Here is a 19820-nt window from a genome sequence, read left to right as displayed (position 1 = left end):
ATTTATAAGTTCTTTTCGACTTCCTATGTTATGTATCCAGTATATAACAATCCAGTCACACACTGGTCATACAGAGATAATTCCATGATACTTTTTTATTCTTTTTTACTATCTTTTTTATTTTCTTTTTTCTCGTCTTTACTGAAAATTTCAGGTAAAAAAACAAGCAGAATTAACACTATAAATACGGCACATATCCCCGCTATTCCAAGCGGTGTTTTAGCATAAATACTGATATATCCCATGAGCGGAATATGAAATCCCACCTTACCGATAATGCTGGGTGCTGCAACCGGTTCGGCATCTTGTACTTCATTTGCATCACCTTTTGTTGTGATTAGCTGGTTCTCCTGATCCACATCTTTTATTCTATGTGTTACCACCGTATCGCTTCCCATATGAAAACTAATTACATCTCCCACTTTTAATTCATCAAACGGAGCTTCCTTTACATAAGCAATGGAACCCACACCTATGTTGGGTTCCATACTTCCGCTTAAGACTGCCATCGTTTGATATCCAAAAAAGTGTGGTACAATTAACGCTGCTGCAACTAATGCTAATATAATTAATAATAAAGAACTTAATATCCCACATACTTTTTTTAACATCTCTTTTCCTCCAAGCTTCTAACTTTTTTGTCGTATTTTGCATTTAAATAACATAAATATACTTTATTCAGCACTATAAATCTTCCATATTTTATTTGCTGATTCCACATTAAAATTCCCATTTTTGTCTAATGCAGAAATTACATCTCCTGCATCATTAACAGCTTCTGCCTGCACCGCTTCCTGGTATAATGTCATATCAAATGGTTCAAACTTTGCCGGATCTTTTATTTCATATTTACTGAATAATGCCTGTGTGCTTTCTCCCGGCTGAACAACAGCATTATAATAATAAAACCCATCTTTTTCATTATAAATCCACAATACATCTTTGCTTCCGCCAGAGACACCTACATTACTCTCTGCACTCTGAGGAGATATAGTCATTCTCATACGAATAATGCATGCATTTTTACCTGTGTTTCTCACTGTAGGCTCTTTAATACCTTCTGATGCAACAATGTTTTCTTCAATATCAGTTGTCACATTACCTACGGTAAAAGAATTTTCTTTTACCGTAGTAACATCTGAGTATAACGCAATTGTCATACCGGTAATACCTATTGCTGCCACACATACCATAACCAGAGTGGCCATCAATGCTTTTTTATTTTTTATAAATCGATTCATCTTATCCACTCCTTAATTTTCTTTATTTTCTGACTTTCCCAACTGATCCGGAGTAATTACAATATTACCATTTTCGTCCATAGTAAATTTATTAATTACCACATCTGTATGGGAATAGTTATCCGGATTCGTACGAATATTTTTAAATGCTACAGTCTGATTTAATGCAGTTTTCTTTAATTCTGTTTGTTTTACATTTCCACCTACACATTCATATCTAATCGTTTCTAACTCAGTTATTTCATAATTTCCAAGGGGTAAAAGTTCAAAGGTTTTTGTCTGTGTTAACGCTTCATCTTTTTTAAAACGCATTGTATATTCAAACACTTTTCCCGTTTCTAAATGTTTAATTTGGAATGTAAAAATCGGATCACCATTGTCATAATTTACAGAATCTATAGTCTTTTTAATTGTCAAATTTCCTAACAGCAAGGTATTCGTAACAATAACTTCTGCATTCTTTTTAAACAATAATTTTCCGGAAGCTTTTTCATCAGTCGCCAGAACTTCTGCATTTACTACTTTATAGTTTTCTTTATCATATTTTGTAAATGCCTGATTGAGTTCATCTAAATTAGATTCCTTTACTTCAAAACTGGTTCCTGACGGAATCTTGGGAATCCTGATTTTATCACCTGCTTTTACATATATCTTTCCTTTGACTGCCTGCTCACGGTTTTCATCTTCTTTTGCTTCATTTCGAATAAATTCACCTTCAAATAAATGACCTCCGACAGTAACCGTCAATTCATAAATATCTTCTGAAGATCCTGAAGTTAACACTTTTTCAATTACCAGATCCTGCAGGTTATCTCCTGTACAGAAGTTTTGAAAGTTAACGGTAAGGTCCGTTCCAACCAGCAAAGCCTGACTTCTGACAATATATTTATCTGATCCTTCGTCTCCTTCAATTATAGAACCATTCTCTGTCGTTAACTTTACACCATTCACTTCAAATTCATCATACTGGCTCTGAATAACATCCGTTTCTTCCACAAAATACTTTTTGCCCATATCAAACTGGGTAAACTGAGCTGTCTGACCATGTTTTAAAGTAAAACTGCCATTAAGGTCAGTCTTCATTTCTTTTATCTTACTTCCATCAATAAGTGTATATGCCCCATTTGTAACCAAGCTATACTTTGTATTATCATTATCGCGCGTTACATCTCCATTTTCATCTTCTACATAAAGTTTAAAGTTAAAGTTTACATCACTGAATGATCCTTCATTTATATTACCAATTTCTTTTGTAACATTTACACTTCCCTTAGGAACTGCCGGAATATTGAATTTCAACTTACAGTTAGATGCTCCTGCACCACGCTCCATATAGAATATCTTAATTTCATGAGCTGTATAGTTTTTAAAATAGTTCCCGCCTTCTACAAATTTAGAGGTATCTGCCTTTGCTTTCTGAAATAAAGCTTTTATATTTGTATCTGCAACTCCCTGAACCTTTACATCTCCTGTTTTGAAATTAATGCTTCCGCTGCGGGCATCATGACAACCGCCAATATCTAACACCAGAACGCCATCGATGAAAACCCACATATCATCATCGCCGTTAAATTCAAAAACCATTGGACTTCCATCTACCATTCCATTTTGCGGCTGTGCAAAGGAAGCGCTCATATTCATGCCAAAGTGATACGTTTTTCCCTGGGTAAGATATAATTCTTCTCCATACCGGGAATCATTTTTGTCTAATGGGTTACCCTGTTCGTCGTAGTAATTTTTATTTTTACTAAGTTTTCCATTTGCTATATTATTGTACGGCATAAAGTTACCACGCTGATAATATAATTGATTTGCATTATCCGGTGTTCCAATCTGTTGATAAACAGTAAAATTACCTGCATTATCACCTGTCTGATTTAAATAAGCATAATTATCAAAACTGCTATAGTAAAAGTACTTACTCTCATCATATACACTTTGTAAAAATAAATGGTTTGCATTTGCCTGAGTGGTGTAGCTCCCCTGTGGATTAAACCATTCTTTTAAAGTAGTTCCTCTGAGATCCTTATTACTTTCAGACTTTTTAATTGCCTGACCAAACTCTTTACTAAACACAGGATAGCCATCTGCATCTAATTTATTCTGGACCATCCCCTGTTTAACACCGCGGCCGGCAGCAGTTTCATTCCATTCCCCGCCCGAGAACTGATGCTTATCAACGCTATAGTTAAACATATTCAATTCAATGCCCTTGCTATTGCTGTCGATGGTATCAACTGTTTTAAGATTGTCAGTATATTCAAAATATAATTCATCGCCTGGCTGCACATTGTATGCTTCGTCATTTGAACTCCACTTTACCTGCCATCCGTTGTTACTTTCATTTTTCCAGAGCATTACATTGCTGACATCTTTTTGTCCCCCCCATGAATCAGAAGTCATATATGCACGACAAAAAGATTTATTTTCAAGTGTCTTATGATTATCCATATCTTCACTCTGAATCCATTCACTGATTTGACTGGGTGAAGCCTGTGGCCAGGATACTGCTGTCTTATGTTGAAAACTAATAGGTTCATTCATTAAATCATTTCCCTTTTTATCAACAATGTGAATTTTCAAACTCTGCGTTGTATTCGCTTGACCCGAACCAGCAGTATTTTTCCAAACTAACGTAAATATTGAGAAACTGTTAACTTGAAAATTGGTTGTTACCACTTCAGCTTTATTATTAACATCTACTGAGGCATGTTTAATTTCTTCAACATTTATATCCTGATTGCCATTTTCATTAAAATGGTATACCGTAACATTCTGTTCTGCATTGTTTTCTGCTTTTTCAGCATTACTCTTTGTTGTTTTTTCCGGTTTGACTCCTTCTTTAAAATCCATAGTCACTGCCACTTCACCGGAAGGTTCCACCTCAACACCATCTTTTACAAAACTAATATCATATGCCAGAAATCCTGTTATTGTATCATCTTCTGCTTTTGCATTGTTATTTAACAGGCTCTCTACTCTATCCAGTTCCTCTTTGTCTACTACCGGGACAACTTTCAGTTCTGCTCCTCTGGGAAGTATCCCCGCTTCACTTAAAACAGCCTTTACCGTCACCTGGTCATCATCGTATGTATATTCTGTTGTTGTATCCTCACCATTCCAAGCAATTGCGAACTGGCTTACATTATCTGATTCAAATGCTACTTCATTAACTGCAAAATCGGAATTACAATTTAAAACTGTTGTTTTTTCTTTCAAATCAATTACATTTGTTTTTCCAGCTTCATTTTCATCTGCCGTAAACTTTAATACCTGCGCCTGAACCGCTTTTAAATTTATTTCTTCCGTTCTGAAGGTTTCAGGAAGAACTGCGTTTTTAAAATTAATGGAAACTTTCATTTCATCTTTGACCGGATAGATCACACCATCTTTTTCAAACTGAATTGCATAAGCATTAAATCCATCGATTGGTGCTGCTTCTTTTTCCGCTTTTTCATTTAATAAAGTATTAATTTTGTCATACTCTGCTTTTTCAGCTTTATCTGTTTCAGGGCTGTTATCTGAAATCATTTTATTTAAGATTGGCTTTACCTCTAACACCGCATCCGCTGGAACTGTATCCGAATTCATCAATTCTACTACTGCTGTCATCTCTTCATTTTCAAAAAGATATTTTGACTGCATTTCTTCCGGTCTGCTTTCTGTTTCTGTTGAAGCAGTTTCTGTTGTCTCCGATGTCATTTCGGATTGCATTTCTTCCTGGCTCTCTGCTTCTGTTTCGCTGGACATCTCTGTCTCCGGAATATTTTCAGTTCCTGCTTCGGAATTCATTTCCGTTTCCGGTACTGCTGCAGCTTCTGTTTGAATCTCTGTCATTACGACAGGTTCCGTCTGAGCAGCAGCCGCTTCACTTTCAATCGTCTCTGCTGCCGGGCTTACTTCGTTGACCTGTTCAGCCTCTGCTGCCGTCCCCGGGACTTCTGTATGATCAGTATTATCCGCCGCCAGTACTACTCCATTGGAACCTAATGTAGTCACGATCATGGCCATACATAAAAGGATTGCGGTTAATCTTTTTTTCATTCTTGTCTTCATGTGGATCCTCCTCTGATATACTATCTATTCTCTTTCAAATATCAACTTATCCCGTTAATTCTTCGTTTTATAGATTTACTATATCAAAATCAAGTCACAGACTGGTCACAGCAAACATTTTTCCAATCAGTACCACCGGCTTAGCCGGTGGTTTGTTTTCCGCCCTATAAGGGCTCGTTTCCGGTACTGGAGTCTAAAGACTCATCGAAAGGTTCGCCAGCCGCAACGTCAGTTACCTGCTAAGCCCCTTGGGCTTATTTCTTTTTGCTTTTGTTTACTGGCTCACCCGTAAACGGGTCAATATACTCCTTCAAAGACATTTGATCATATTCCAAATCTTCCTTTAGTTGATTCCGAATATACTCTTCTATTTTTTTTGCATTTTTTCCTACTGTATCTACATAGTATCCTCTGCACCAAAAGTGTCTATTTCCATACTTATATTTGAGATTAGCATGTCTCTCATATATCATTAAGGTACTTTTTCCCTTTAAATACCCTACAAAATCTGACACACTTATCTTTGGCGGTATTTCTACTAACATATGAACATGATCTGGACAGATTTCTGCCTCCACAATATGCACTTCTTTGCGCTTGCATAACATACTTAAGATATTTGCAATATCCTTTTTCAACTCGCCATATATAATTTTTCTTCTATATTTCGGTGCAAAAACTATATGGTACTTACAATTCCACTTTGTGTGTGCTAAACTATTATTGTCCATTTGGACTACCTCCTTTGATTTATAAAACGGTTGGCGAACCTATTTTTATTATATCATTGGAGGTTTTTTACACAACGCTAAAGCTATTCCAACCACCCGCAGAGCAGGTGGTTTATTTGTTCTCCAAAGTTCCGTTTTTCGGATCAACGAAAAACTCCTCAATGGAGAACAGGGCCATGCCCTAACAAAAAGATCCTCCCCTTCTAAACTTAGCCGGGAGGATCACTATTTTTATTTATTCATATACCGCTTTTTTATAATCTCAATTGCATGTTCAAAATCTTGCTTACTCTTTAAATTTTTCATTAACTCTTTTATTTTAAGTATATTTTCATGAGTAAAATTATAAGTTTCAACTGGTATTTCATCTTTTAGCATTGTTCTAAGTTCTTCTTTATCCCATTTTGAGTGCTCATCCAACGTATCCAAATACTGTAAAGATATAAATCTTATATATTCAATATTATCAGCAATTAATTCAGCCGGTTCTACAGAGGTTAACTTCATCGTCTTTTGCGTTTCTTTACCAAATCGATCCATCACAGAGTACGTAACAAAATACTCTCCCACATCATGAATTTCCTCTGGTTGAATTATTTTATTGGATTCATCCTGTATACTGATTATCTTTACTTTATCTTGGATATTTATTACATTTCCATCGATATCAGTTAGACCTTGTCTTTTAGCCATATCATCTTCGATATCATCTGCTTTTACATAGCTTAACAAATCATTAATAGTCAATGGGTTCATTCTAAGCTCTTCATTCGTCATAATAAGATTTTCTGGCACTTTTAAAATAGGATAATTGTTATATAAGACTCTTACCACACTTATTTTGCTGGTAACATTCCCTGCACTATCTTCTACCCGAAATGTCAGTTTGTGGTTAACTTCTTCATTCAACGCCATTCCCTTTTTATTGTAAGTATCAAAAAAATAGTCATTTGGCATATCCTTATCATAAATAATTTTACTCGGATTAGGTTTATACCCATTTTGTATAGGATAATACTCAACTTCTATAATTTTTACTTTCTCATCAAGAAGGTGTGGGAAATATTCTTGATTTTTCTCTCTTGCTCCATCCTCTTTGTCTGTTGCACCCAGTTCCGAGTAATAAATTTCCTCCATTAATTGCTTCTTAGTTACAGATTCACCTTCATAAAATTCCATTATTGTAGTATCAACAATAGGCATCTCATCCCAAATAGCATTTAGATCCACTTGGTAGTCATACTCAACATCATTTAGTGCTCTTTCTACCGGCTTTCCGAATGTTTCAGCCAATAATGATACTGATAATATATTCTCTTTATATGACTGAACTTCAAAAGTCTTCTTACTAACTGGATTCATGTTATTTCTAAAGCTGTCTGAAGGTATTACTATTTGCCCAGGTTTAAAATTAGAATTACCAGGGTACGCTGAAGGACTAATACTCCATCCCGCATATGAATGGCTATTAAACACAAACTCATTCTCCCGCAATGTATAATCAGCCTCTAACGGCACAACATCCCCTGCCATCTTCCCTGTTCCCCCATTCGGCAGATAATTAATCAGAACTCTTTTACCATCCAATAATACCTGATACGGATAGTCCCTATCTACACCGGTCTGATCATCAATCACGATTCCCTTTGCGTCTGCGAATTCTTTCGTATCAGCCTCCAAAGAATACTTTCCTGTTTGCTTTTCTGTATTGAATTTGTAGTTAGCCAATATTCTGCCTTTAAAAGTATCCTCTTCCTTCATGGATGTAATAAAAGCCGCTTCGCACGTATTCTCCACAGTAATGAAATGATTCGGTGTTAAAAATATATCCTGTGTCACATTTGGATTTCCCTTTACATTTAAAATACCATTTTGATATATACTATTACCCATCTCATGAGCTCCGGTGACTCCATTGGGAAAGAATTTGGATGTAATTTCTTTGCCGTTATGTAAGATACCTCCGGAATATAGATTAAAGGTTCCTGCATTCTCTAATCCCCTTTTTGTATTTTCTGTGATAGTGCCACCGTTCAAAGTTGCAGTTCCTTCGTTTTTCAACCCTGTTTTTGCAAGCCAGATCTGATTTTCCTCACCCATTGTCATTGTACCAGTGCTTCCATTATAAATTCCAACATCAGAATTACCAGATAATGTACAATTTGCACCGCTAAACATATTTAATTTACCACGGTTATAAATTCCATAGGTGGCGCCACTGTATATACGTGACCTGCCTTTAATGTTTAATCGGTCTGCATTGTAAATTGCACCGATTGAATTTTGTTTAGATTCTGCCTGTGCCTGAGTAAGTCCACCCGATGCATTTTCAAATTTTTCGAATCCGATTAAAGACCATCCATTACTGGAAGATGAAGCATTCTCCAAATTTACAGTACCTAACATATTAACAATTCCATACCCGCTATTTCCATAGATTCTGCCTCCGGTCATTGTAAAGGATGCAGCAGCATTTCCAAGCCTGATACCGCCACCGGTATTGCCGGCTTTACATTTATTACTATGGATCGTTCCCCCAGTCATTCGGATTGATCCATCATTGTTTATCCCTCCATCACCGGGAGCAGTATTTCCATAAATAGATGCATCATTTAATACCAGTGTATTACCTGACAACACCTGGATACCTCCACCCCAGGAAAGGGCTGTATTATTAGATATAGAACCTGATTTCATCGTATTCACAGGTCCTCCGAAGACAATGCCGCCACCAGTCACTGCTGTATTGCTGTTAATATTATTACTTTCTAATGTAACATTGGCATTGTAATATATTCCACCTCCATTACCTCCTGTAGCTGCATTACCCGTTATCGTTGTATTTGTGAGACTTAATGTCTTCGTATCATGGGTATCGGTATAGATTCCGCCGCCATTCCCAGCGGAAACTTTATTATTTTTAATGGTACCTCCAGATATGGTCAGTTCATTATTTCTTCCGCTAAAGATTCCGCCGCCTCCGTTGGCTGCGGTATTTCCATTAATGCCTCCACCAGTCATGGTAAATGTCCCATCATTCCTGACACCTCCGCCTAATCTGCCTGAGCTATTATCTTTAATCTCTCCCCCATTCAATTTGAATATCCCATTGTTTTGCACACCGCCGCCGCCTGATGAAGTATTATTACGAATAAATCCTGATGTCATAGTATAGGTACCTAGATTATAAACCCCTGCCCCCGTCCCGTAGTTTTTATTATCATGGATATCTGCGTTCCCCATATTTACGATTCCGGAAACTGTATTGTATACCCCATAAGCAGTGCATCCGTAAATTCCTCCACCATTTATATTTATATTCTTACTATTGTAAATTCCGGCTTGTGCATTTAAAACCAGAACTTTCTCTATTGACATTTGTCCTGAATTATCTATTGCATGAGTGGACTTCCCTGTTATAACCGGCAAATTTCCTGATGAATTAATCGTACAAATTCCTACATTATTTATATTAAAATTAGTTGTACTAGCTAGACAAATCCATGCATTTGCACTTCCCTGAACGGTGAGATTTCCCTTATTATAGATATTTCCCTCTCCATTATTACTTGGTGTAAAGGAGGTACTGCTTGTCCATGATGAGAATCCCATACCTGCTCCATCTTTCACTTCTACTGTTCCGGCGTCATTATGTATCCCATAGCCGCCAGCATTTCCATATATCCACCCGCCTTTTACAGTCATTTTGGGATTATATGCACCATGCTGTTCAATTCCGGATCCTTTATTGGAAGTATTACCATATATTTTACCATTTGATATGGTTAAGACTGTAGCAACTCCCTGGGTGCCGCCATCATTACATATTCCACCGCCACTGTTAGCAGCTGCCCGGTTTCCCCCGATCTCGCCCCCGGTAACATTCAGGGTATTTTTATTCATTATACCGCCGCCGTAAGTCGCAGCAATATTATTCAATATCCTTCCGCCATTCATAATTAATCTATTATTGTTATATATAGCGCCGCCACTTGCTGATGCTGTATTTCCCGAAACAGAAGCAGTGCCCTTCATCGTTATTGTACCATCATTATAAATACCGCCACCATAATTTCCTTTATTAGAATTAATTCGGATAGAGTCTGCATCTCCACTTTGTGCATCTAACAAGCAGGTTCTGCCAGTATTATTATAAATTCCACCACCTTTATCTCCCCCTCCATTATTAATAATCTCTACCCGGTTGCCCAGACCATAGTCCGTTGTAACAATTGCCATATTACCGTTATTCATAACACCTCGTAACGTACAATTTTGTATCACCGTGCCTTTCGTTGAAAAAGGTGAATTTTCCATCATACAGCTATCTTTTTTGGTATTCTCATTTAAAATACCTGTCTTAGCGCCATCAATATTGACACCATAAAGGTATACATAACCTGTAAGTGTATTGCGGATACCATATGATGCATTCCCCCATATTTTAGTTCTATTACCATTTGTATTGCTTGTAATATCCAATGTCCCTTCATTGTGTATGGCTTCATTCCCTGTATGGTAAATCCTACCTGCGGATTCTATCCATACTTCTGATTTGTTGGATATGGATATTCCATAGGACGCATTAGAGGAAACTTTATAAGTGTCCGCATTTGCATATGATGTTAATCCAACATATACTGAACTAATGTCTGCCATAGAGTTATTTATTTGAATACCAATATCATTATTATAGATATATCCGCCGCTAAAATTAGCATATGCATCCTCTTTATTACCACCGTTTGCACCATTTCCATGATTAACCCCAATACCAACGATACAGTTATAAATACTTCCTCCAGTGACTTCTATCGTACCACCATTGGAGTGGACGCCCTGTCCATACTGCATTTTCCGATTTGAACTTTCACAATAAATTTTGCCATTTTTAATCAGAATGGTTCCGTAAGATCCAATTCCAAAGGTATTTCCACCGCCGTTTACAGCTGTGATCTCTTTCGTATTCATAATGCTTCCACCATTCAATACTATAGTTGTATTTGGATCTCCATATACGGTATGATAGCGGCTGTTGCGCACAAGAACGTTACTGTTGATTGTAGTTCTAGCCGTTCCCTGAACTATGATATTACTGGAATTGATACAGTTTCCAGTCCCTTTTGACGCACTTGCACCGATATATAGTTTATTATCTGCCACGGATCCGTTGGATGCCAGATGGGTTCCCGTTGCTGCAAATGTTACTTTGCTGTTACCATTTATAATAAATGCAGTAACATTGTTTCCATTGGCAGGCGTGATTGTCCGGTTGCCGCCGGCTGCCCTAATCGTAATATTTTTATTTGTGATAACAACATTTTTTAATGTCATATTTTTGGAAAGATTGATAATATCACCACTGCCGGACTGTCTAATTGCAGTTTCCAGTTCTGCCTGTGTTGATGCACTTCTGGTTGTAGCTGCAAAAGGAGAAATAGCATTTTTTAAACCATTGTTTTTATCTACAATAGAAACATTAAATTTGATATTTGCTTCCGGATAATTCTTATTAATGTAATCGTCATAATAACTTTTGAGATCTTTGTATTTCTTTCCGGATTCATCACTGCGCTTTTTCAGGATATCCTGAATTTCAGAATCCTGTAATTCCTTAGACATCTGCAGGGCATTGTAATACAGGCTTCCAACATAGTTGCGATTACCTCTGGAATCTGTTTTTCCATATGATTGAATTTCAAGCTTTACATAGCTTGGATACTGGAAAAATGCATCTTGATTTATCTTAATTCCTTTACCTTCTGCATCCTTTTCTCTGACCTTAAAACAGTTGTAAAATGCATATCCTTCTATTTTCTGCATAGAACCTGGAAAACTCTCTGCCTGAAGGTTAATATTCTTACTAAACGCTCCCTCTTTGATAACTTCAAGATTGCCGGGAAACCGTACTTTTGAAAGACAGTAATTGTCAGCAAAAGCATATTTACCAATAACTTTTAAAGAATCCGGCAATCGCAGTATCTCTGCATTTAAACAATTACGAAATGTAAAATCACCTATAGCAGTTATTCCTTCTTCTATAATAATAGTTTCAATTTCAGCCTTTATATCATCGATGGGGTTTTGGGTATACATTGATAAATCAGGGAGATTTCCTTTCCCGGTTACCGTAAGTACTCCATCCAGGAATTCACCCCTTATGTTCTCTGAAAATTGAATAAGTTGCTTTTCACTCTTTGTTTGTTTCGAATTGGCTTGTGTGTTCGTTTGCGTTTTGTTTTCTGGATCAGCTTCTGAGAGAGATTCTGAATCAGCTTTTGAATCAGCTTCTAATTTTACTTCTGAATTCGTTTCGGTATTAGATTCTATTTCCTGGCGTTCTGTAACTGTTGTTGTTTCGCTCTCTGACTCAGACTCGGTTTCCTTATGAGACTCATTCACACTCTGCAGTACTTCCAGTCTGTAACTTATTTTTATTCCATATTGCTCAAGTTCTATAAGATAGTCAAAATAGTCATTAACAGTTTCAAACGTCTGATTATATTCCACCTCCAATTGTGATAAAACTTTCCCAGTCTCTTCACTATCCAGCTTTATTGCCAAATCTGCAGCTGCCTTGTATATATTTCCAAATAGTACCCGGCTTCCATTTTCCAAAAAGTATGCTTTATCCGGAGTAAAAACAACTTGATTCCGGCATAAATAGAATGCTTCAGCACCAATTTTAATTTCCTGATCTGTGAATGTCTTGTTATGATAACAATTGTAAAAAGCTGCTTCGCCTACTGTTTTTAGACTTATGGGGTATTCCGTATTGCTGAGGTTAATCCCATTAAAAAATGCCCCTGCTCCAATCTCTGCCACATTTTCAGGAAAATTTATTTCTTTTAGGGCTACGTTATAAGCGAAAGAATAATTACCTATGGCAACAAGTGTTTTCGGAAGTTCAACCTTCTCTGCATTAACACAATCAGCAAACACATAATTCCCTATTTCTGTAATACCCTCGCCTACCTGTATGGAGGTTATATTTTTCATAACTTCTTTCAGAGGCGAACTTCCTTTTTCGTAATCAGGTATCTTTCCAGTACCTGTAATGATAAGCTTTCCCTTGTCAAATTCTCCCTTTATTTCATCTGTAAAAATAATTTTCAGAGCATCATCCCCTGTCTGTTCCTTCTTATCTTGTTCCCTCTTATCTTGTTCCCTCTTATCTTGTTCCCTCTTATCCTGTTCCCCCTCCTTATCCTTTTTCTCTGTTGTTTGCGTTTCATTTTCCTTTTCTATTATCTTTTCCTTCTCTGTCACAGATTCAACTGATATCTCCGGTACTCTTTTGTTGACTGCGTAGGCGGTTTCCGGCATACACATCGCAAATATTAATGTAGCTGCTATAATAATTTTTCCTGGTTTTCTTTTCATAATATAATCCCCTAACTGCATACCGCACGAAATGTCATGTCTCCTGTTACTACGATTTTGCTGAAATCCCCATCCCATGCAGTATCATCTGTTAATTCCCACCGAATCAAATTGGCAGGTTCCGGTTGTGGTGCTGTCAGGCGCCCCTCATGGTAGACCTGTATCTGCCGAAACAGTGACCCATCCTTATTCAAAAATCTGACCTGATAGAACTTGTCATTTGGATCCTGAAACTGCTCAAATATCACTGTTTTCCTTACTGCGATCTTCCCCTCATTCCCGTTAAAATATTTAAAGTGTTCTACGGCCTCTACATCCATACAACCATTTTCAAAGTCTATATTTTTAATATGAATATCAATATCTGCATCACTGGTTATTTGTGCAAATAAATTCCCGGTTAAATCTGCAATCAGTTCGTCCTGATCCCTGATTGGATACGTATGATCCAGATATTTAACTTTCATTGTCTGTTCAATTGCATTGGAAAGACTTTTTTCCAGTTCCGATTTTCTGATATTTCTTCCTGAAACAGTATAAATAATGCTTCCTGTCAAAAGTAAAATCAGGATGCTGATAAATGTAATGATTCCCGCTTTCATATAATCCTCCCTTATCTTGCATAACCACGTATTGAATGTTGTTCATTTGTTATATTTAAAATTCCAATATCGTAGTTATAATTAAGATCAACCTCAGCTGTTTTTTCATAATCTTCTATTTCATAAGGAAGTATTGGTTCAAGAACATAACCTTTATCTGCCGCATCGGTATATAGATTTTCTATTATCTCCTGATTAAAATTACTGGCTTCCAACTCATTTATGATAGATGCATGATAGTCTCTTGCATTAGCGGTATTGATAGATGCCGTAATATATGCGGTTCCTGAAATTGCAAGTAACGCAAAAGTAATGGTAATCATAAAAAATTCAACAATTCCTTTCATATTCTCTCCCTTATCTCTAATTTAGTACGACAATGCCCCCATCACAGCCCACAAAATCTTCACCATTGACAATCCAATTATAACAATTGCGGCTGTCTGACCATATTCTTCTAAGATATCCTTCATAAGTGCCTCCATCTCCAAAACCTTCTTTTATATCATCCCCAGCATGTGTTTTAACGTGATCTATTCCTTTATACCCAAATATCTTACATTAGATCCATTCAACTTTATAATCTCCTGTATTACCATCTCTTTTAAGGTGGAACTATTGATTTCATTTGCAGCATATATTTTCAAAGAAACTCCGCCCGTCTGGCTTGCCGTCAACTCCAGGCAGTCCTGGTAGCTTAACGGATCTGCCTCAATTAACAATTCTCCCCTCAGCTTTACACATCCTGAGAAAGCTTCATCCATAATACTTACGGAAGAAAAGATGGGTCCCATTGAAGTCATTTCGGTGCATCCTTTAAAAGCCTGGCTGATATTTTCCACTGTATTTTCGATGTAACCATATTTTATGGCTTTGCAATTTTGAAAAGTCCCCTGCATTTTGCGGACTCCATAGAACTGCGGAATCACTTCCAGTCTGGAGCATTCACTAAACCAATAACTGACATCCTCTGTTCGGACAGAACGTGCAATCTCACATTCCGTTATCTTATCTGCATAATTTTTCAACCATGGTATCTGTTCTGGACTTCCATAAGCCTTTGCTGCTCCTTCTCCATTAATGGTAAGTACATATCTTTTTGTAAAAGTGCCGCCAGCCTGATAATCGTACTCAAAAATCCTTGCCGACACCGTTTCCGCTGCCTGTCCAATATCCCATTCTTCCAATAATTTTGCTGCCTCCAGACTATCCGGATTATTTACGATTGCTATGGCAAATTTCTTATCTGCAGCAAGCCCCTGGGAATCCTCTGCACGAAACCGAAAAGACATCGTCCCAAACTGAACTGCCCTGATTTCATAATCAGATGTTACCGGTGTCCCATCCTCCAGGTAATACCGGATATGCTCTTTCAGATCATTTCCGTCAGCATCGGTTGCACTTACCACCAGATCTCTGATCAGGATCTTATCCCCAAGTCTTAATTCTGGAGAAGAGAAGACAAACTTTGGCTTTTCTCTTTTTGACAGGCTGCCCAGTTTCAATCTTGTAAACTCATTCCGTACATCCGGATTCGCAGGCTTAAGACTATCCACCATATCCATAAATGCTCCATGAAACAATAAAATCATCATGCTGATAATACCAATTAGGGCAATTATCAGCACTTTCCCATACTCCTGTATAAAAACTTTCATCCCAATGCCTCCCGCGTTAGTTGAAATTATATGGCTGTCCCAGCTATCATGCTGGAAAACCTTCTTGCCAGCACTTCTAAAAATCCACCTTCTTTCAAGCCACTATATAAAAACATTAATATCAGTCCCGCCAAAACAATTGCTATTATGACATATGCATATTCCTCTAAAACTGCTTTCATCTGACACCTCCTCTACATTCCCTGTGTTAAACTAAGTAAAGACATAAGAAAGACTCCCAGGTCCGTCATCATTTTCAGGGATCCCGTTACCATTGGAATCAATACCAACATGCCTGTCCCCGCTGTCTTATCTTCATTTATAATTCTTTCCGACTTATCCAAAAGCCGGTTATTACGCTCCACCATAAATATAATCTGCTTTTTAAAGTCTTCACTTCCTGATTCAGACATGGAATATAACATACGAAGGAAAGACTGAACATCCGGCAAATCAAACTCAGTCATAAATCCCAGATACGGATTAATGGCTGCCGGATTTTTTTCCATTTCACTCACCAGTTTTTGTAAGCTTTCCTGTAGTACATAAGGTGCCCGGTCAACAGACTTTGTTAACGCCACCTGCGGATTGTCCGTTTGTAACAGCAGGGATATCTCCATAATCCATACCGGAAATGCCTTGTCAACTTCCCTTACCATTCTTTTTTTAGCCATCTTAAGTCCCATCCCCGGCTGCATCAGTGCATAAATAACAGCTGATGCTCCAATGATCGTTACCGGGATATTTTGCAGTATGATTCCTGATGCACCTATCATCATGCAGAATCCCGCCATTATAAAGGACTTTTTTCTTTCTTTTTTTGGATTATGTTTCATTACACGATCGTAACATCTCTTGATCTCCTCCCGGTTCTCTTCCAGATCGTTTAGCCAGTCCACACTTAGTTTCTTCTGTCCGATATACCAGATGATAATATTGCTGATAATCAACGACATCGTTGCTGCTTGTGATAAACCATTGTGTAAAGTCTGAAAATCCTTTGGGAGCATAAACATGGTCAATCCACAAATCAGAAATGAAAGTGCCAGTGAAATGGTTATTTTCACTTTTAGATTACTTCTGTCCTTCTCCAACTCATATACTCTTTCTATCCACAGCCTTCGGTCTTCCAGTAAAATATCGATTGCTCCGCTGAATTCTCCGCCAAAGCTCTCTACCTTTATTAAGAATTCATGCGCCTGACGCAGTCTGCGGCATCCGTAAGCCTCTTCCATTGCAGAAAATGCATCACGGTATAGATCCCCGCTCTCTTCAAGCGGTTTATTCTGAATGGCGTCCATAACCATCAGAATATGGTCATGCATCTGGCCTTCAGGAAATACGGCCAGAGTATCCTGGAGAGACGAGAGAATCTTTGGTCCTTTACGAAAGGAATACAGTAACTGCTCCAGATAATTTGTCACATCCTGAAATCGCTTCTGCTGATACATATTCTTATACGTATTTAAAATAATAAAAGGGGAGAGAAAAAGAGAAAAAATTGATACAGCCAGAATATAAGGCAATTGTAATTGATAAATCATACTTATGATAAAAATACTGACGAGCGCCAGCAGATAAAATTTCCAAAAACCCAACAGGGAAAAATGATACCCATACCTGTTTACTTCATACACTAAATTTTGGGGGCTGAGCCAGTTACAAATACCCGGTTTTCTTTTCGCACTCACTTCCAATGTTCATACCTCCCTCGTACCCGGAAGGGATCTTCGATATTATCCTGTGTAAATTTTCTCTCAATATTATGAGGAAGTTTACGACTTGTCATTTCGCCATTTTCAGCAAGCACCATAATTTCATTCACCCCTCTAACTTCATTCCTGTTATAGATACAGATTTGTTCGATATATCTCTGTATCACTCCTACATGATTCATTCGCTTTTTTAATAAAACACCCACATTCACAAATGAGTATATGTCGTTTTCCATGCGGTTCGCAGCCAGGGAATCTTTCATCATATTCTGAATTCTATCAGGCACTTTGCGAACATCATCTGTATGCAGCGTGGTCAGACAATGGGTACCCGTACTCATTGCTTCCAACAAATATTTCACTTCCGCCGATCTGGCCTCTGACAACATAATCCACTTTGGATTTTGGCGCAGACATGCTTTTATTGCCTTGGTATAATCAAACAATTTTTCATTTACTTTTAGTTCCACCGCATCCTTGCCTGGATTAATATCTGCATAATGAATTTCCAGATTATCCTCAATCGTGATTACTCTTTCATTCGCAGGTACAAACCCGGTCAGATATTTCAGCAATTCCGTCTTTCCCGATCCCGGAAGTCCACACATAATAATATTCATATGAGCTTTTACGGCATTTTCTAAAAATGCCATCATCTCTCCCGAACAATATCCTGTTTTCTGCATCAACGACTCTGTCAGCCGTCTGCAGGGATCTGTTTTACGGATTGATACAGAGCGGCCAGTACTGGCTACACTTTCGTGTATTATTGATATCCGCAGAGTTTTCGTCTCTGCCTCCAGCAGATTTTCATTTTTATTGAAATTTGCGCTGACCGCATTGGACAGACGCATACTGAACTGATTGATAAAATCTGATGTAACTTCGATGTCCTCTGCAAGAAAACGCCCCTTTTCCAGGTGATCTATCCAGGTATCCCTGCCATTATAATTGATGTCTGTCACCAGGTCATCTTTAACATACTTTAAGAAAGGTCCATAATTTTCTTCTTTAAAGGTCCAAAAATCAACTGTATTATTAATACTGCTTCCTCCTTTCTTTCCTTGTTATGCAGGGATCTGAGACGGTCCCTGCAATTAATTGTACTACCAGGGCATTGTTATTTGAGGGGGGCTTGAGATACCAGATTTGGTAATGAAATTTGTGACGGTGGCAGCGACTGCTTCACCGATGTAATGTCCCAGTGGCGTTGCCAGTAATACCATAATCAGCGCAATAATTGCAACGATAATGATAATACCATATTCCTCCAGAAATGCTTTCATAGGCATATTCCTCCTTTCCATATTTTTATATAGAAAATCCCTATAAAAATCAGAGACTATTCTAGCTTCGTTTATAATTGTGCGATTTATCACACTATTAAAACAACAAGTGTTATCGCTTGTTTCTATAATGATTACTGCTGTTATTTGCGTTAAAAATCCTTCTTGTTACAAAATAGGGAAAACCTTTGGCGATATGCCAGAATTTATATCATTTAGATGTATATCCACACTTTAACATAATATATTTATTTTGTCAATAAAAAAGAGTGATGTTTTTAATATTATTAAAACATCACTCTTTGTCTGTATATTCTATTTTTACCAGAGTCAATCCTTCCGGCCTTGCTGTCTCACCTGCTTTTTTCCGGTCCTTACCTTCCAGAATATCCAATACATACTCTGGTTCAAAGCTGCCATTTCCTACCCGGATTAAGGTACCTGCGATTATTCTTATCATATTGTACAAAAATCCATTCCCTCGAACCCGGATTGTAATCAGATCATCATTCTTTTCAATATCCAGTGAATAAATTGTTCTTACCGTATTGGTTATCTCCGGTTTATGGGTACAAAGCCCGGCGAAATCATGCTCCCCTACCATATAAGCAGCCGCTTTACGCATACGCTCCACATCCAGTGGGATATAATAGAACAGGGAATACAGGCGGCGTATAGGGTCCTGAAACCGTTTATTCAAAATTTTATACTCATATGTTTTCACCGTGTTGCAGAAACGCGGATGAAAATCTTCTGGCACTTCACAGGAATCCTGAATACGGATGTCAGACGGAAGCCTGGTATTCATCGCATAAGAAATCTTATCTGCCGGCATTCTTGCCATTGTATTAAAAACAGCTACATTCCCCAGGGCATGTACTCCGGCATCTGTTCTGCTGGCACCGATTACCTTAATTTCCTCCTGGAGAAGTTCGGAAAGATGATGATTTAATTCATCCTCTATCGTATTCCCATTGGGTTGTACCTGCCAGCCGCAATAATTTGTGCCGTCATACGCAACCACTAATTTTACTCGCTTCATGTTCCATGCACCTACTTTTATTTCATATCCAAACTCTCAATATAGTATCAAATTGTTTTTCTTTGAAATCAACTGATTATATTTTAATCCCTGAAATCCATTCCTG

At 37.6% G+C, this 19820-nt stretch carries 13 protein-coding genes; all 13 read right to left on the bottom strand.

The features are described 5' to 3' along the window. Nucleotides 1-95: 95 nt before the first annotated feature. The 13 genes from QR40_RS06250 to truA all read right to left on the bottom strand — a co-directional run bounded on the left by QR40_RS06250 (nucleotide 96) and on the right by truA (nucleotide 19714). A complete protein-coding gene (locus tag QR40_RS06250) occupies nucleotides 96-611 on the bottom strand; it encodes a signal peptidase I (RefSeq protein ID WP_027295111.1) in 516 nt (171 codons plus the stop codon). Nucleotides 612-674: 63 nt separating this feature from the next. Next, the gene (locus QR40_RS06245; protein ID WP_044293914.1) at nucleotides 675-1241 is read right to left on the bottom strand and encodes a SipW-dependent-type signal peptide-containing protein; all 567 of its coding nucleotides are present in this window, start codon (nucleotides 1239-1241) and stop codon (nucleotides 675-677) included. A 12-nt stretch (nucleotides 1242-1253) separates the two neighbouring features. Further along, nucleotides 1254-5297, bottom strand: a complete 4044-nt coding sequence (locus QR40_RS06240; protein ID WP_044293913.1) for a fibro-slime domain-containing protein — start codon at nucleotides 5295-5297, stop codon at nucleotides 1254-1256. A gap of 254 nt (nucleotides 5298-5551) precedes the next feature. Next, nucleotides 5552-6028, bottom strand: coding sequence for an IS200/IS605 family transposase (tnpA, locus tag QR40_RS06235; RefSeq protein WP_027292570.1), 477 nt, complete (start codon nucleotides 6026-6028; stop codon nucleotides 5552-5554). Between the two features lie 231 nt (nucleotides 6029-6259). After that, complete coding sequence (locus QR40_RS06230; RefSeq protein ID WP_160295777.1) at nucleotides 6260-13411, bottom strand: leucine-rich repeat protein; 7152 nt, start codon at nucleotides 13409-13411, stop codon at nucleotides 6260-6262. 11 nt (nucleotides 13412-13422) lie between these two features. Then, on the bottom strand, nucleotides 13423-14013 hold the full coding sequence (locus QR40_RS06225) for a hypothetical protein (RefSeq protein WP_027296311.1): 591 nt from the start codon (nucleotides 14011-14013) through the stop codon (nucleotides 13423-13425). Nucleotides 14014-14024: 11 nt separating this feature from the next. Next, nucleotides 14025-14360, bottom strand: a complete 336-nt coding sequence (locus tag QR40_RS06220) for a hypothetical protein (RefSeq protein WP_044293910.1) — start codon at nucleotides 14358-14360, stop codon at nucleotides 14025-14027. Nucleotides 14361-14546: 186 nt separating this feature from the next. Beyond that, entirely contained in the window at nucleotides 14547-15671 is a 1125-nt protein-coding gene (locus QR40_RS06215) for a leucine-rich repeat protein (RefSeq protein ID WP_044293908.1), read from the bottom strand. Nucleotides 15672-15697: 26 nt separating this feature from the next. Next, the gene (locus QR40_RS31685; RefSeq protein WP_156043044.1) at nucleotides 15698-15853 is read right to left on the bottom strand and encodes a hypothetical protein; all 156 of its coding nucleotides are present in this window, start codon (nucleotides 15851-15853) and stop codon (nucleotides 15698-15700) included. Between the two features lie 12 nt (nucleotides 15854-15865). Beyond that, a complete protein-coding gene (locus tag QR40_RS06210; protein ID WP_052378000.1) occupies nucleotides 15866-17368 on the bottom strand; it encodes a hypothetical protein in 1503 nt (500 codons plus the stop codon). After that, complete coding sequence (locus QR40_RS06205; RefSeq protein ID WP_242858458.1) at nucleotides 17359-18351, bottom strand: CpaF/VirB11 family protein; 993 nt, start codon at nucleotides 18349-18351, stop codon at nucleotides 17359-17361. Before QR40_RS06205 ends, QR40_RS06210 begins: the two co-directional genes overlap by 10 nt. Before the next feature lie 141 nt (nucleotides 18352-18492). Further along, the gene (locus QR40_RS06200; protein ID WP_044289699.1) at nucleotides 18493-18672 is read right to left on the bottom strand and encodes a hypothetical protein; all 180 of its coding nucleotides are present in this window, start codon (nucleotides 18670-18672) and stop codon (nucleotides 18493-18495) included. 295 nt (nucleotides 18673-18967) lie between these two features. Then, a complete protein-coding gene (gene truA, locus QR40_RS06195) occupies nucleotides 18968-19714 on the bottom strand; it encodes a tRNA pseudouridine(38-40) synthase TruA (protein ID WP_027296306.1) in 747 nt (248 codons plus the stop codon). Nucleotides 19715-19820 lie beyond the last annotated feature (106 nt).

The sequence above is a fragment of the Robinsoniella peoriensis genome, from assembly GCF_000797495.1.
Taxonomy (GTDB): Bacteria; Bacillota; Clostridia; order Lachnospirales; family Lachnospiraceae; genus Robinsoniella; species Robinsoniella peoriensis.
This window is presented reverse-complemented; position numbering and strand designations above follow the sequence as displayed.